The following is a 12347-nucleotide window of genomic DNA, read 5'->3' as shown; positions in this document are numbered from 1 at the left end:
ACTCAATCACTAACTTGGTCAACCGGCCCGCCACCACGGGTGCCCGCAGGCACGACCGAGGGGCACGGCCCCATGGACCGTGCCCCTCGTCCCTCCCGCGCGGTACGGCCTCAGCCGAGCCGCACCACGGCGCGGGACATGCCCAGCACCTTCTTGCCCTCGCTCATCGCCGTGAGGTCCACCCGCACCTGCTTGTCGTCCAGCAGGGCGGCGACCTTGGCGCTGACCTCGATCAGGGCGCCCTCGTCGTCGTTCGGCACGACGACCGGCTTGGTGAACCGCACCCCGTACTCGACGACCGCACCCGGGTCGCCGACCCAGTCGGTGACCACCCGGATCGCCTCGGCCATGGTGAACATGCCGTGCGCGATCACGTCCGGCAGCCCGACCTCGCGGGCGAACTTCTCGTTCCAGTGGATCGGGTTGAAGTCACCGGAGGCGCCCGCGTACTGCACCAGCGTCGCCCGGGTCACCGGGAAGGACTGCGCCGGCAGCTCCGTACCGACCTCGACCGACTCGTATGCGACCTTCGCCGTCATCACGCCTCCTCGGCGGCGCGCGCCACCAGCTTCGTCCACGCGGTCACCACGTGCTCGCCGGACTCGTCGTGGACCTCGCCGCGGACGTCCACGATGTCGTTGCCCGCCATGGACTTGATGCCTTCGATCGTCGAGGTGACCGTCAGCCGGTCCCCCGCCCGGACGGGCCGCGCATAGACGAACTTCTGGTCACCGTGCACCACCCGGCTGTAGTCCAGGCCCAGCTGCGGATCCTGCACCACCTGCCCGGCGGCCTTGAAGGTGATCGAGAAGACGAACGTCGGCGGCGCGATCACATCGCTGTGGCCGAACGCCTTGGCGGCCTCGGGATCGACGTACACCGGATTCGGGTCGCCCACCGCCTCGGCGAACTCGCGGATCTTCTCCCGGCCGACCTCGTACGGCGGGGTGGGCGGATAGGTCCGTCCGACGAAGGACTGGTCGAGCGCCATGGGCTCGCTACCTCCTGATGAAAGATGAACAGGCCGAAGAACAGCCTTCATACAACGACACGAGGCCGCCCCCCAAAGGGGACGGCCTCGTGTACGAGCCTGATTCAGCGGGTTTCGCGGTGCGCAGTGTGCGAGTTGCAGCGCGGGCAGTGCTTCTTCATCTCAAGACGGTCCGGGTTGTTACGCCGGTTCTTCTTGGTGATGTAGTTCCGCTCCTTGCACTCCACGCAGGCCAGCGTGATCTTCGGGCGGACGTCGGTGGCAGCCACGTGAGTGCTCCTTGGACGGACGGATGGACGGATGAACGCAAAAAAGAGTAGCCGATCGAAGGACCGACCCCACAATCGGCTACCGTAAGTAGCGGTGACCGGACTTGAACCGGTGACACAGCGATTATGAGCCGCTTGCTCTACCGACTGAGCTACACCGCTTTGATGAATGAGTCCCCCCGCCGAAGCGGGGTTTCCCGATCACCAGAGCCCCAATGCGGAATCGAACCGCAGACCTTCTCCTTACCATGGAGACGCTCTACCGACTGAGCTATTGGGGCGAGCGATGAAGACATTACACGGTCTCTCGCCGATCGCCCAAATCCGTTTCGGAGCCCCGCCCACCGGCCTTGACCGGCACCCCGCCGATCCCCCGGCCGACGGCTCCCGGGACCGCCCTTCGGCCGCCTGAGCAGCGCCTCGACCTCCCCACGGGGCCCCGCCGTCACGGCCGCGCGCCCCCGCCCCGCGCGCCCCCCAGGCCACACCGGTACGACTATTTCGCTCCTCCTCGAACCCGGCCGAACACGCCCCTAGGCTCGACTCACTCTGCGTGATCTTGCCCCCTTTCCCTGGAGCGCGATGCCCGACAGCCAGCCGTGGCAGCCGGACGACCACGCCGCCGACGCGGCCGGACCGACCAGCAGCCCCGACACCGCCGACCCGGCCGGAACCGGCCTGGTGCTCTGCGACGCCCGTCTCACCGACGGCCGCGTCGTGGACGTACGGCTCGGCGGCGGCCGCATCGAGGCCGTCGGCACCGCGGGCAGCCTGGCCGCACCCGGTCCGCGGCTGGACCTGCGCGGCTATCTGCTGCTCCCCGCCCCCGCCGACCCCCACGCCCACAGCGACACCGCGCTCACCGCCGGCGGCACCGGCCCCGACGGCCCCGGACCGGTGTCGCACCGCCCGGAGGACATCCGCCGCCGCGCCACCGAGGCCGCCCTGCTGCAGCTCGGGCACGGCGCCACGGCGCTGCGCTCGCATGTGCGGATCGGGGACGTCCAGGGCCTCGCCTCGCTCGAAGCCGTGCTCCAGGCGCGCCGCTCGCTGCACGGTCTGGCCGATCTGGCCACGGTCGCCGTGCCCCGGCTGCTCACCGGCGTCGCGGGCGCCGACAACCTGGCGATGCTGCGCGACGCGGTGAAGATGGGGGCCGACGCGGTCGGCGGCTGCCCGGACATCGATCCGGATCCGGCAGGGTACGCGGAGGCCGTCCTGGAGGTCGCCGCCGAGCAGGGCTGCCCGGTCGATCTGCACACGGACGGCGACGATCCGGCCCGGCTCGGCCGGCTGGCCGCCATGGCCGGAGGACTGCGGCCCGGCGTCTCCCTGGGCCCGTGCGCCGGCCTCTCCCGGCTTCCCCCGCAGGCCGCGGGCCGCGCCGCCGACCAGCTGGCCGCGGCCGGGGTGACGGTCATCTGCCTCCCGCAGGGCGGCTGTTGCGGCGCGGAGGACCGGGGCACCGCGCCCGTACGGCTGCTGCGGTCGGCCGGGGTGCGGGTCGCGGCGGGCAGCGGTGCGCTGCGGGACGTCGCGAACCCCGTGGGCCGGGGCGACCCCCTGGAGGCCGCCTATCTGCTCGCCTCGCAGCACGGACTGCCCGCCACGGAGGCCTACGAGGCGGTGTCCTCGGTCGCCAGGGCGGCGACGGGGCTGCCCGGGGTCAGGGTCGAGGCGGGCTTCCCGGCCGAGCTGCTGGCGGTGCGCGGGGAGCAGCTCCCGGGCGCGCTCTCGCTCGCGTACAGCCGGATCGTGGTGCATCGCGGCCGGGTGGTGGCGCGGACCAGCGCGGTGCGCGAGTACTGCGAATCCGAGACCGTCGTCGCCCTCGATCTGCCCCGCCAGGGAAGGCCGGATTCCGGTCCGTGCGGCGGGCCCTGAGCGCGGGGGGCCCTCGCGGCGTACGGTCGTGAGCATGCGCATTGTCATCGCAGGTGGACATGGTCAGATCGCGCTGCGGCTGGAGCGGCTGCTCGCCGCGCGCGGGGACGAAGCCGTGGGCGTCATCCGCAATCCGGACCAGGGCGAGGACCTCCGGGCGGCAGGTGCCGAGCCGGTGGTCCTGGATCTCGAATCCGCCTCCGTGGAGGAGGTGGCGCAGGTGCTGCGGGGCGCCGACGCGGCGGTCTTCGCGGCCGGCGCGGGCCCGGACAGCGGCGCGGCACGCAAGGAGACGGTGGACCGCGGGGCGGCGGTGCTGTTCGCGGACGCGGCGGAGCGGGCGGGGGTACGGCGCTACGTCGTGGTCTCGTCGATGGGCGCCGACCCCGACCATCCGGGCGACGAGGTCTTCGACGCGTATCTGCGGGCCAAGGGCGCCGCGGACGTGTATGTGCGCTCCAGGTCCGCGCTCGACTGGACGATCCTGCGCCCCGGCATGCTGACGAACGACGCGGGCACGGGAGAAGTCCTGCTGACCGCGTCGACCGGGCGGGGGCCGGTACCGCGCGACGACGTGGCGGCGGCGCTGCTGGAGCTGCTGGAGACCCCGGCGACGGCGGGGCTGACGCTGGAGCTGATCTCGGGGAAGGTGCCGGTGTCGGTCGCGGTGAAGGACGTCGCGGGGAACTGACCGGGCGGGAGCCCTTCGGAGTCAGGCGCCCGGCGCCGGGCGGACGGTGATGCCGTGGCGCTCCAGCAGTGCGGCGGTGACGCCGTCGCCCTCGCGGAGCGCGCCCGTGAACGTACCGTCGTAGACCGTTCCGCGTCCGCAGGAAGGGCTGCGCGCCATCAGCAGCGCCTCGGTGCACCCGGTCCGGCGCGCGGCCTCCAGGGCCCGTTCCGCGCCGTCCACGAACTCCTCCGTCACGTCGTGCCCGGTGTCGTCGACGACGCGGGCGCGGCCGTCCAGCACGTCATGGCCGTCACCGCCGGTGATCTCGGCGGGGCGGCGCGGGGTGGGGAGTCCGGCGGAGACCTCGGGGCAGAAGGCCACGGAGCGACGGTCGCCGATGGCCGCGGTCACCGCGTCGGAGGCCTTGCCGCGGCCGTCGAAGCGGCAGGGCACACCCTGCAGACAGGCGCTGACCAGTACGGATTCCATGTTCACGGCCCCTCGCAGCAGAAAACAAAGAAGGCCCCTGTCTGAGACAGGGGCCTTACCATGTGGCGGCGCCAGGGTTCGAACCTGGGTAGGCTGAGCCGGCAGATTTACAGTCTGCTCCCTTTGGCCACTCGGGCACACCGCCGGGGTTCGCTGCTGTGAGACCCGCTTTTCGGCGGTGCTCCGTGGCAACGACGTAAACGATACCCGATGCCCAGGGGTGCTTCGCCACCGGATTGATCAGCGGCCCGATCGGGCGCGGGTGGCTAGGCTTTGATCGGCGTCGCGGGGCCGACAGGCCTGCCGCCGTCCGTATGCACCCCCCGTTTCCGCATCCCCGATACAAGGAGCCACACGTCATGGCCGACTCCAGTTTCGACATCGTCTCGAAGGTCGAGCGGCAGGAGGTCGACAACGCCCTCAACCAGGCCGCCAAGGAGATCTCGCAGCGTTACGACTTCAAGGGCACCAACGCCTCGATCGCCTGGTCCGGCGAGAAGATCCTGATGGAGGCGAACGGCGAGGAGCGGGTCAAGGCGATCCTCGACATCTTCCAGTCCAAGCTGATCAAGCGGGGCATCTCGCTGAAGTCGCTGGACGCGGGCGAGCCCCAGCTGTCCGGCAAGGAGTACAAGATCTTCGCCACCATCGAGGAGGGCATCTCCCAGGAGAACGCCAAGAAGGTGGCGAAGATCATTCGCGACGAGGGCCCCAAGGGCGTCAAGGCCCAGGTCCAGGGCGACGAGCTGCGGGTCAGCTCGAAGAGCCGGGACGACCTGCAGGCCGTGCAGGCGCTGCTGAAGGGCCAGGACTTCGACTTCGCCGTGCAGTTCGTGAACTACCGGTAGGTCCCGCCCTTTCGGTGTGCGGAGCGGGACGCACCGCTCCGCACCCGGGGTGCGATGTCCGAAAACCGCCGGTCTCGCCGGCGCGGGACACGGAGACTTGTCCATGCCGGGCGACGATACGGTCGAATCCGGCGTGACATGCAGAAAAGGGACGAGTCATGACCATGTACGCAACGGTCGACAGCCCGCTGGGTGAACTGCTGCTGGTCGGCGAGGAGACCACCGGCGGACCGGCGCTCGCCTCGCTCTCGCTGCCCGGCCAGAAGGGCGCCGCGGTCGTCCAGGACGGCTGGGTCCACGCTCCGGAGGCCTTCGCGGGGAGCGCCGCCCAGCTGCGGGAGTACTTCGCGGGGCGGCTGACCCGCTTCGACATCGTGTACGCGGACGGCGTGGGCACCGACTTCCAGCGCCGGGTGTGGGCCGCCCTGGACACCGTCCCGTACGGGGAGACCGTGTCGTACGGCGAGATCGCCGACCGCGTCGGCACCTCGGCGGCGGGGGTACGGGCCGTGGGGACGGCGATCGGGTGCAATCCGCTGCTGATCGTGCGGCCGTGCCACCGGGTGATCGGCGCGGACGGGGCGCTGCGGGGTTACGCGGGCGGTCTGGAGCGCAAGGAGCGGCTCCTGGGCCTGGAAGGCGCCCTGGCGGTGCGCTGAGATGTCCGGGCTCTTCCCGAGGCCTCGCGCCGTCGTCGCGCCGGGGGCCGTGCATGTGCCCGAGTGGCTGCCGCCGGAGCGGCAGCGGGAGCTGGTGGCGGCCTGCCGGGAGTGGGCGCGCGGGCCCGTGCCGCTGCGGCACACGGTCCTGCCGGGCGGCGGGGTGATGTCGGTGCAGACGGTCTGTGTGGGGTGGCACTGGCAGCCGTACCGCTATTCGCGCACGGCCGACGACGTGAACGGTGCCCGGGTGGCCGGGTTTCCCGGCTGGCTGGCGGAGTTGGGGCGCGAGGCGCTGGCGGCCGCGTACGGGGACGAGGGTCCGGTTCCGGTACGGACGTACGCGCCGGACACCGCGCTCGTCAATTTCTACGACGGGGCGGCGCGGATGGGCATGCACCAGGACAAGGAGGAGCGGTCCGGTGCTCCGGTGGTGTCGCTCAGCATCGGCGACACCTGCGTCTTCCGCTTCGGCAACACGGAGAACCGCGGGAAGCCCTACACGGACGTGGAATTGGCCTCCGGTGATCTGTTCGTCTTCGGCGGGCCGTCGCGTTTCGCGTTCCACGGCGTGCCGAAGGTCTTCCCCGGGACCGCCGGTCCCGCGTCGGGGATGAGCCGCGGCCGGCTCAATATGACCCTGCGCGAGACCGGGCTGGGCGGCTTCGGCGACGGGCCTCAGCGGCGTTCGCGGGAGTTCCCGAACAACAGCCGGTAGGCGATCAGCAGGACCAGCGAACCACCGATGGCGGCGACCCAAGTGGCCATGTCGAAGAAGTCGTTGGAAATGGGGCGGTCCAGGAAGCGCGACGATATCCAGCCGCCGAGGAAGGCGCCGACGATCCCTATGAGGGTGGTGCCGATCAGGCCGCCCGGGTCACGGCCCGGGAGCAGGACCTTGGCGATGACTCCGGCCACCAGTCCGAGAATGATCCATCCGATAATGCTCATGCGTGCGAACCTACCCGTCACTCGTTCCTGGAATCCAAGACGCCCTGGACCGTGACGTGGTTGCGCGTGGCGTCCCCGGGGGTCTGGGGGTGTTCCTCCCGGTGCGGGCGGTCTTTCCGGCGGCCGCGGGCAACTGCGCGGTGCCGTTCCTGCGTTCATGGTGAGTGACGGCACCGACGGTCGGGCGTGGCCGGCGGGACGGTCACTCCACGGGCCCGCTCCGGTTACTCCTGTCCGTGACCCGGGCTGATACTGACCATGCAGGGCGACGACGGGCAACACCCCCGGAAGGCGAGTGACCATGAAGCTCATACAGCTGATCCTGAACATCCTCTGGGTGGTGTTCTGCGGGTTCTGGATGGCCCTCGGCTACCTCGTCGCCGCGGTCATCTGCTTCGTGCTGATCGTGACGATCCCGTTCGGCATCGCGTCCCTGAGGATCGCCGGTTACGTGCTGTGGCCCTTCGGGCGGACGACGGTGGAGCGGCCCGACGCGGGTGCGCCGTCCTTCGTCGGGAACGTGATCTGGCTCGTCTTCGCCGGATGGTGGCTGGCGCTGGGGCACCTGATCACCAGCATCCCGCTGTTCGTGTCGATCATCGGCATCCCCTTCGGCTGGGCGAACCTGAAGATGATCCCGATCTCGCTGATGCCGCTGGGCCGCGAGGTGGTCCCGAGCGACGAGGCCTTCGGCGCCCGCTGAACCACGCGATGAACCACGCGAGCGGCCCCGGACGAGGAGTCCGGGGCCGCTCGTACGTCTCTCGGCGAGGCGCTTCAGGGCCGGCGGGGGCCGGCCATCTGCTCCAGCCGGGCGATGCGCTCCGCCATGGGCGGGTGCGTCGAGAACAATTTGGACATGCCCTGGCCGGGGCGGAACGGGTTCGCGATCATCATGTGGCTCGCGGTCTCGATCCTCGGCTCCGGGGGCAGCGGGAGCTGTTTCGTTCCTGCGTCGAGCTTGCGCAGGGCGCTGGCCAGGGCCAGCGGGTCGCCGGTCAGCTGGGCGCCGGAGGCGTCCGCCTCGTACTCCCGGGAGCGGCTGACGGCCAGCTGGATGACGGAGGCCGCGACCGGGCCGAGGATCATGATCAGCAGCATCCCGAGGATTCCCGGGCCGTCGTCGTCGTTGGACCGGCCCACCGGGATCAGCCAGGCGAAATTGACCAGGAACATGACGACGGAGGCGAGCGCTCCGGCGACGGACGAGATCAGGATGTCCCGGTTGTAGACATGGCTCAGCTCGTGCCCCAGGACGCCGCGCAGCTCCCGCTCGTCCAGGATCTGCAGGATGCCCTCGGTGCAGCAGACCGCGGCGTTGCGCGGGTTGCGCCCGGTGGCGAAGGCGTTGGGTGCCTGCGTCGGGGAGATGTAGAGCCTGGGCATGGGCTGGCGGGCGGCGGTGGAGAGCTCGCGGACCATGCGGTAGAGCTGTGGTGCCTCGAACTCGCTGACGGGGCGGGCCCGCATGGCCCTGAGCGCCAGCTTGTCGCTGTTCCAGTACGCGTAGGCGTTGGTACCGACGGCTACGAGGAGCGCGACGATCAGGCCCGTACGTCCGAAAAAGCTTCCGATGACGATGATGAGTGCGGACAGTCCCCCGAGGAGTACGGCGGTTCTCAGCCCGTTGTGCCGGCGGTGCACGGTACGCCCTCCAAGTGGTGCGGCAGGGGAACCCTTTGCTTGGTGGTCTCCACTCCCCCAGTGGAGCCTCCCGTACCGGTCAACGCCAGGCGGGAGGAGCTAGTTCCCTTGTGCGCACCGCCGCACGGCCGGGCCTGTCCGGCACTTGTGGCCGGATCGGGCTCTGGGCCGTACGGGTCAGTGGCTGTACGTGTGCCGGTCCGCCCCGGGGCGACTCAGCGCTGGGCGGGAAGTCCGGCGACCTCCAGGGCCGCGGGGTCCGGCTTGATCTCGCTGGTGCAGTGGGCGCAGCGGGAGGCGATGGCCGGGATCTCGGTGTAGCAGCGGGGGCAGTCGCGCGTGGCGGCCTTGATGTCGAGCTTCTCCGCCTTGGTGAAGCGGGCCTGGACCTTCGCCATGGGCACGACCACGCAGAAGTAGAGAACGGCGGCGGTGATCAGGAACGCGATGGCGGCGGCGAGGAACTTCCCGTACGGGAAGATGGTGCCCTCGACCGAGAACTCCGCCGAGCTGAAGTCTCCGACGGAGCCGGTGGCGAGGCCGATCAGCGGGGTGATGAAGGCCGTGCTGAATCCCGTGACGACTGCGGTGAACGCGGCTCCGACGGCCAGACCGATGGCCATGGAGATGACGTTTCCGCGCAGGATGAAGTCCTTGAACCCGTTCAGCACCGCTCTTGCTCCTCTGTCATGCGTACGTGTGGGGGGTGTGCGGGCAAGACCATGCCCTGTGCGGACCGTCCCGGGCAAACCGATCTTCGGTATGTCAGAAGAGATTGACCGCGGCGAACCGGAGGACCGTCTGCGGAGCGCCTGACAGCACCACTCCGGCCACGGCCGTGAGCGCGATCGCGACGGTGAGGGAGGCCGGGGCTCCGTGCCTGGTGGGGGCGGGTACGGCGCCGTCCGCCGGAGTCTCTTCGCGGGCCGTCGCCGGAGCTTCCTCCGAGACCTCCGCCGGGGCGCGGAAGAGCGTCGCGGTCCACTGGAGGTAGTAGTAGAGCGCGATCACGACGTTGACGGCCATGACGACGGCGAGCCAGCCGAGCCCGGCGTCGACGGCCGCGGAGAAGACCGTGACCTTGGCGAAGAGGCCGATGATGCCGGGCGGCAGACCGGCCAGACAGAGCAGGAAGAAGGCCATGGCCAGGGCGGCGAGCGGGCGGGTGGCGTACAGGCCGCGGTAGTCGGTGATCCGGTTGCCGGGGCTGGTGCGGGAGACCAGGGCGGCGACCGCGAAGGCCCCGAGGTTCACCACGGCGTACATGAGGGCGTACGCGACGGTGGAGCCGATGTGTTCGTCGCTGGAGTACGCGGCGGAGGCGATCGGCACCAGGAGGTAGCCGGCCTGGGCGACGGACGACCAGGCGAGCAGGCGCACCGCGCTGCGGGCCCGGCCGGGGTTCTGGCGCAGGGCGGCGACGTTGCCGATCGTCATGGTGAGCGCGGCGAGGACGGCGAGGGCCGGTCCCCAGACGTCGGCGTACGCCGGGAAGGCGATCACGGTGACGAGGATGAGGCCGGAGAAGCCGACCGCCTTGCCGACGACCGAGAGGTAGGCGGCGATCGGCAGGGGGGCACCGACGTAGGTGTCGGGGACCCAGAAGTGGAAGGGCGCGGCGGCCGTCTTGAACGCGAAGCCGACCAGGGTGAGGGCGACGCCCGCCTTGGCGAGGGTGTCGAGCTGACCGGGTACGTCGTCCAGCCGGGCGGCGATCTCGGTGAGGTGCAGGGTGCCGGTGGTCGCGTACACGAAGCTGACGCCGAGCAGCATGACGGCGGTCGCGACGACGGAGGAGAGGAAGAACTTCAGGGCTGCCTCGGAGGACCGCCGGTCGCCGCGCTTGATGCCGACGAGCGCGAAGGCGGGCAGCGAGGCGACTTCGAGGGCGACGACGAGGGTGGCGAGGTCGCGGGCGGCGGGCAGCAGCGCGGCACCGGAGGCGGAGGCCAGCAGCAGGAACCAGAACTCGCCGGCGGGGAGCCTGCGGGTGTCGCCGAGCGAGAGCAGCGCGGTGAGCAGCGCGCCGCCGAGCACGAGGGCCTGGATGACCAGGGCGAAGTGGTCGGCGGTGTAGCTGCAGGCTCCCCCGGAGCCGGGTCCGGTGGCGGTCCCGGCGAGGCAGAAGGTGGAGTGGTCGCCGTCGCGCAGCGGGACGAGGAGGGCCAGTGCGGCGACGAGGCCGGCGATGGTCAGCGCGCCGAGGAGCGGCTTGCGCCGCTCGGGCAGGAAGAGGTCGGTGACCAGGACGATCAGGGCCATGGCCGCGACGACGACCGGGGGCGCGATCGCGAGCCAGTCGACGGACTGGACGAGGCTGGTGGTGTTCTCGGCCGCGGTGGTGACGAGGTCCGGGGCGGCGGCGCCCGCGGTGACGACGGCTGGGGTCACGACTTGCCTCCTGCGAGGAGCTTCTGCACGGCCGGGTCGGTGAGGCCGAGGAGGACGGCGGGCCACAGGCCGGCGAGGACGGTGAGCGCGACGAGCGGGGTCCAGGCGGCGAACTCGTACGTCTGGACGTCGGCGAGCTGCGGCTCCTCGCGCTTCTCGCCCATGCAGACCCGGCGTACGACCATCAGCATGTACGCGGCGGTGAGCAGGGTGCCGAACGCGGCGATCGACATGAAGGTGAGGAAGGCGGGCCGGCTGAGGCCGTCGGCGGGGTCGAAGGAGCCGAACAGGGCGAGCATCTCGCCCCAGAATCCGGCGAGGCCCGGCAGGCCCAGGGAGGCGACGGCGGCGAAGGCGAGGAGGCCTCCGAGGCGGGGTGCCCGGCCGTAGAGCGCGGCTCCGGTGGCTCCGGAGAGGGTGTCGAGGTCGGCGGTCCCGTACCGGTCCTTGACTGCTCCGACCAGGAAGAACAGCAGGCCGGTGATGAGGCCGTGGGCAATGTTGGCGAAGAGCGCGCCGTTGACTCCGGTGGGGGTCATGCTCGCGATGCCGAGGAGCACGAAGCCCATGTGCCCGACGGACGAGTACGCGATCAGGCGCTTGAGGTCGCCCTTGGAGCCGGGGCGGACCAGCGCCAGGCAGGCCAGCGATCCGTAGATGATGCCGACGACCGCGAAGGCGGCGAGGTAGGGCGCGAAGGTGTGCATCCCGTCGGGGGTGACGGGGAGCAGGATGCGGACGAATCCGTACGTGCCCATCTTCAGCAGGACACCCGCGAGCAGCACCGAGCCGACGGTCGGGGCTGCGGTGTGGGCGTCCGGCAGCCAGCTGTGCAGCGGCCACATCGGGGTCTTCACGGCGAGCCCGATGCCGATCGCCAGCACGGCGACGACCTGCACGGACGTGGTGAGCCCGCGGCCGTTGTCAGTGGCGAGTGCCACCATGTCGAAGGTGCCGCTCTTCAGTCCGACGAGGAGCAGGCCCAGCAGCATGACGACCGAGCCGAGCAGTGTGTAGAGGATGAATTTCCAGGCGGCGGCCTGCCTCTGCGCACCGCCCCAGCGGGCGATGAGGAAGTACATCGGGATGAGCACCATCTCGAACGCCAGGAAGAACAGCAGCAGGTCGAGGACGGCGAAGGTCGCGAGGGTGCCGGACTCCAGGACGAGCAGGAGAGCGACGAAGGCCTTCGGGGAGGGGCCCGCGGGCATCTTGAAGTAGCTGTAGAGCGCGCAGAGGAAGGTCAGCAGCGCGGTCAGCACGAGAAGGGGGAGCGAGATGCCGTCGATGCCGAGATGGATGCGGACGTCGAGCGCCGGGATCCAGCTGATGTCGGTGGTGGCCTGCATCTTCGACGGGTGGTCGTGGTCGAAGCCCGCGGCGAGGACGATGGCGGCGACGAGTACCGCGCCGGTCACGGTCACGCCGTGGCGGAGCACGGCCTGGTCGGGGCCGGATCCCTTCAGCCCGGGCGGTGCCGGGAGCAGGGCGGCCACGGCGCCGACGAGCGGGATGACGACGATGAACGCGAGAAGGAACTGCATCACG

At 70.7% G+C, this 12347-nt stretch carries 15 protein-coding genes and 3 tRNA genes; 6 read left to right on the top strand and 12 right to left on the bottom strand.

What is annotated here, in order from left to right; genetic code table 11:
- Positions 1-110: 110 nt before the first annotated feature.
- From AB0D53_RS05835 to AB0D53_RS05815, 5 genes are all read right to left on the bottom strand, one after another.
- A complete protein-coding gene (locus AB0D53_RS05835) occupies positions 111-539 on the bottom strand; it encodes a MaoC family dehydratase (protein ID WP_329818600.1) in 429 nt (142 codons plus the stop codon).
- Positions 539-991 carry a MaoC family dehydratase N-terminal domain-containing protein gene (locus AB0D53_RS05830; RefSeq protein ID WP_362440654.1) on the bottom strand — a complete coding sequence of 151 codons (453 nt, stop codon included), beginning with the start codon at positions 989-991 and terminating at the stop codon, positions 539-541. Before AB0D53_RS05830 ends, AB0D53_RS05835 begins: the two co-directional genes overlap by 1 nt.
- A gap of 104 nt (positions 992-1095) precedes the next feature.
- The gene (gene rpmG / locus AB0D53_RS05825) at positions 1096-1260 is read right to left on the bottom strand and encodes a 50S ribosomal protein L33 (RefSeq protein WP_003956487.1); all 165 of its coding nucleotides are present in this window, start codon (positions 1258-1260) and stop codon (positions 1096-1098) included.
- Between the two features lie 89 nt (positions 1261-1349).
- Positions 1350-1422 (bottom strand) — tRNA-Met (locus tag AB0D53_RS05820).
- A gap of 46 nt (positions 1423-1468) precedes the next feature.
- A tRNA-Thr gene (locus tag AB0D53_RS05815) sits at positions 1469-1541 on the bottom strand.
- A gap of 301 nt (positions 1542-1842) precedes the next feature.
- Between AB0D53_RS05815 and AB0D53_RS05810 the strand changes: the two genes are divergently transcribed.
- A complete protein-coding gene (locus AB0D53_RS05810) occupies positions 1843-3144 on the top strand; it encodes an amidohydrolase family protein (protein ID WP_362440651.1) in 1302 nt (433 codons plus the stop codon).
- A gap of 34 nt (positions 3145-3178) precedes the next feature.
- Positions 3179-3835 carry an SDR family oxidoreductase gene (locus AB0D53_RS05805; RefSeq protein ID WP_362440648.1) on the top strand — a complete coding sequence of 219 codons (657 nt, stop codon included), beginning with the start codon at positions 3179-3181 and terminating at the stop codon, positions 3833-3835.
- A gap of 21 nt (positions 3836-3856) precedes the next feature.
- Here AB0D53_RS05805 and AB0D53_RS05800 read toward each other — a convergent pair whose 3' ends face one another.
- Both AB0D53_RS05800 and AB0D53_RS05795 read right to left on the bottom strand, forming a co-directional pair.
- Entirely contained in the window at positions 3857-4306 is a 450-nt protein-coding gene (locus AB0D53_RS05800; RefSeq protein ID WP_362440645.1) for a DUF523 domain-containing protein, read from the bottom strand.
- A 63-nt stretch (positions 4307-4369) separates the two neighbouring features.
- Positions 4370-4451, bottom strand: a tRNA-Tyr gene (locus tag AB0D53_RS05795).
- A gap of 214 nt (positions 4452-4665) precedes the next feature.
- Here AB0D53_RS05795 and AB0D53_RS05790 point away from each other — a divergent pair.
- The 3 genes from AB0D53_RS05790 to AB0D53_RS05780 all read left to right on the top strand — a co-directional run bounded on the left by AB0D53_RS05790 (position 4666) and on the right by AB0D53_RS05780 (position 6531).
- On the top strand, positions 4666-5154 hold the full coding sequence (locus tag AB0D53_RS05790; protein ID WP_329818595.1) for a YajQ family cyclic di-GMP-binding protein: 489 nt from the start codon (positions 4666-4668) through the stop codon (positions 5152-5154).
- 158 nt (positions 5155-5312) lie between these two features.
- Complete coding sequence (locus AB0D53_RS05785; protein ID WP_362440641.1) at positions 5313-5813, top strand: methylated-DNA--[protein]-cysteine S-methyltransferase; 501 nt, start codon at positions 5313-5315, stop codon at positions 5811-5813.
- Between the two features lies 1 nt (position 5814).
- Positions 5815-6531 carry an alpha-ketoglutarate-dependent dioxygenase AlkB gene (locus AB0D53_RS05780; protein ID WP_362440638.1) on the top strand — a complete coding sequence of 239 codons (717 nt, stop codon included), beginning with the start codon at positions 5815-5817 and terminating at the stop codon, positions 6529-6531.
- Here the strand turns inward: AB0D53_RS05780 and AB0D53_RS05775 are convergent.
- Positions 6492-6764 (bottom strand): GlsB/YeaQ/YmgE family stress response membrane protein, encoded by a 273-nt coding sequence (locus AB0D53_RS05775; RefSeq protein ID WP_329818592.1) that lies wholly within the window; start codon positions 6762-6764, stop codon positions 6492-6494. The two genes, AB0D53_RS05780 and AB0D53_RS05775, sit on opposite strands and share 40 nt — an antisense overlap.
- 301 nt (positions 6765-7065) lie before the next feature.
- Between AB0D53_RS05775 and AB0D53_RS05770 the strand changes: the two genes are divergently transcribed.
- Positions 7066-7467 carry a YccF domain-containing protein gene (locus AB0D53_RS05770; RefSeq protein WP_362440634.1) on the top strand — a complete coding sequence of 134 codons (402 nt, stop codon included), beginning with the start codon at positions 7066-7068 and terminating at the stop codon, positions 7465-7467.
- Between the two features lie 74 nt (positions 7468-7541).
- On the opposite strand, the gene htpX is transcribed toward AB0D53_RS05770, so the two are convergent.
- The 4 genes from htpX to AB0D53_RS05750 form a co-directional block, all read right to left on the bottom strand.
- A complete protein-coding gene (htpX, locus tag AB0D53_RS05765; RefSeq protein WP_329818590.1) occupies positions 7542-8408 on the bottom strand; it encodes a zinc metalloprotease HtpX in 867 nt (288 codons plus the stop codon).
- Positions 8409-8623: 215 nt separating this feature from the next.
- Entirely contained in the window at positions 8624-9079 is a 456-nt protein-coding gene (locus tag AB0D53_RS05760) for an MscL family protein (protein WP_342286082.1), read from the bottom strand.
- A 94-nt stretch (positions 9080-9173) separates the two neighbouring features.
- Complete coding sequence (locus tag AB0D53_RS05755) at positions 9174-10697, bottom strand: NADH-quinone oxidoreductase subunit N (RefSeq protein WP_362441037.1); 1524 nt, start codon at positions 10695-10697, stop codon at positions 9174-9176.
- Between the two features lie 98 nt (positions 10698-10795).
- On the bottom strand, positions 10796-12343 hold the full coding sequence (locus AB0D53_RS05750) for an NADH-quinone oxidoreductase subunit M (protein ID WP_362441033.1): 1548 nt from the start codon (positions 12341-12343) through the stop codon (positions 10796-10798).
- Between the last annotated feature and the right edge of the window lie 4 nt (positions 12344-12347).

The organism is Streptomyces sp. NPDC048295, assembly GCF_040652135.1.
In the GTDB taxonomy this organism is placed as follows: domain Bacteria; phylum Actinomycetota; class Actinomycetes; order Streptomycetales; family Streptomycetaceae; genus Streptomyces.
Note: the sequence above shows the minus strand (reverse complement) of the source record. Positions and strands in the feature narration are given on the sequence as shown.

What these genes read in the sequence shown, in the direction of transcription:
- AB0D53_RS05835 (WP_329818600.1), bottom strand. Translation starts at nt 539, where the DNA reads ATGACGGCGAAGGTCGCATACGAGTCGGTCGAGGTCGGTACGGAGCTG.
- AB0D53_RS05830 (WP_362440654.1), bottom strand. Translation starts at nt 991, where the DNA reads ATGGCGCTCGACCAGTCCTTCGTCGGACGGACCTATCCGCCCACCCCG.
- AB0D53_RS05810 (WP_362440651.1), top strand. Translation starts at nt 1,843, where the DNA reads ATGCCCGACAGCCAGCCGTGGCAGCCGGACGACCACGCCGCCGACGCG.
- AB0D53_RS05805 (WP_362440648.1), top strand. Translation starts at nt 3,179, where the DNA reads ATGCGCATTGTCATCGCAGGTGGACATGGTCAGATCGCGCTGCGGCTG.
- AB0D53_RS05800 (WP_362440645.1), bottom strand. Translation starts at nt 4,306, where the DNA reads ATGGAATCCGTACTGGTCAGCGCCTGTCTGCAGGGTGTGCCCTGCCGC.
- AB0D53_RS05790 (WP_329818595.1), top strand. Translation starts at nt 4,666, where the DNA reads ATGGCCGACTCCAGTTTCGACATCGTCTCGAAGGTCGAGCGGCAGGAG.
- AB0D53_RS05785 (WP_362440641.1), top strand. Translation starts at nt 5,313, where the DNA reads ATGACCATGTACGCAACGGTCGACAGCCCGCTGGGTGAACTGCTGCTG.
- AB0D53_RS05780 (WP_362440638.1), top strand. Translation starts at nt 5,815, where the DNA reads ATGTCCGGGCTCTTCCCGAGGCCTCGCGCCGTCGTCGCGCCGGGGGCC.
- AB0D53_RS05775 (WP_329818592.1), bottom strand. Translation starts at nt 6,764, where the DNA reads ATGAGCATTATCGGATGGATCATTCTCGGACTGGTGGCCGGAGTCATC.
- AB0D53_RS05770 (WP_362440634.1), top strand. Translation starts at nt 7,066, where the DNA reads ATGAAGCTCATACAGCTGATCCTGAACATCCTCTGGGTGGTGTTCTGC.
- AB0D53_RS05750 (WP_362441033.1), bottom strand. Translation starts at nt 12,343, where the DNA reads ATGCAGTTCCTTCTCGCGTTCATCGTCGTCATCCCGCTCGTCGGCGCC.